Source organism: Saccharopolyspora hirsuta (genome assembly GCF_008630535.1).
Taxonomy (GTDB): domain Bacteria; phylum Actinomycetota; class Actinomycetes; order Mycobacteriales; family Pseudonocardiaceae; genus Saccharopolyspora; species Saccharopolyspora hirsuta.
The window spans coordinates 1-1,077 of record NZ_VWPH01000037.1; the positions used below are offsets into that span (position 1 = coordinate 1).

The window sequence follows — 1,077 nt, forward strand, 5'->3', positions numbered from 1 at the left end:
TTGTGGGGTGTAGCGGAGAATTTAAGCGCCAGTAAACGGCGGTGGTAACTATAACCATCCTAAGGTAGCGAAATTCCTTGTCGGGTAAGTTCCGACCTGCACGAATGGCGTAACGACTTCTCCGCTGTCTCGACCACAGGCCCGGTGAAATTGCAGTACGAGTAAAGATGCTCGTTTCGCGCGGCAGGACGGAAAGACCCCGGGACCTTTACTATAGCTTGGTATTGGTGTTTGGTTCGGCTTGTGTAGGATAGGTGGGAGACTGTGAAGCATTCACGCTAGTGGGTGTGGAGTCGTTGGTGAAATACCACTCTGGTCGTTCTGGGCATCTAACTCGGGTCCGTGATCCGGATCGGGGACAGTGCCTGGTGGGTAGTTTAACTGGGGCGGTTGCCTCCTAAAGGGTAACGGAGGCGCCCAAAGGTTCCCTCAGCCTGGTTGGCAATCAGGTGTTGAGTGTAAGTGTATAAGGGAGCTTGACTGTGAGACTGACGGGTCGAGCAGGTGCGAAAGCAGGGACTAGTGATCCGGCACTGGCTGGTGGAAGCGGTGTCGCTCAACGGATAAAAGGTACCCCGGGGATAACAGGCTGATCTTGCCCAAGAGTCCATATCGACGGCATGGTTTGGCACCTCGATGTCGGCTCGTCGCATCCTGGGGCTGGAGTTGGTCCCAAGGGTTGGGCTGTTCGCCCATTAAAGCGGCACGCGAGCTGGGTTTAGAACGTCGTGAGACAGTTCGGTCCCTATCCGCCGCGCGCGTAGGAGACTTGCGGAAGGCTGTCCCTAGTACGAGAGGACCGGGATGGACGAACCTCTGGTGTGCCAGTCGTTCTGCCAAGGGCGTGGCTGGTTGGCTATGTTCGGGAGGGATAACCGCTGAAAGCATCTAAGCGGGAAGCCTGTTCCTAGATGAGGTCTCCCACCCGTTTGTGGGTTAAGGCCCCCAAGAGATGATTGGGTTGACAGGCCAGATATGGAAGCACTGTAAGGTGTGGAGTTGACTGGTGCTGATAGGCCGAGGACTTGCTCACGAAGATTGCTCGCACTCACTATATGGTGTCTGAGACAACAACCA

General features: G+C 55.7%; 1 rRNA gene. It reads left to right on the forward strand.

What is annotated here, in order from left to right:
• Positions 1–1,033: ribosomal RNA gene (locus F1721_RS34205) — 23S ribosomal RNA — on the forward strand; the annotation flags it as partial.
• Positions 1,034–1,077: the final 44 nt, after the last annotated feature.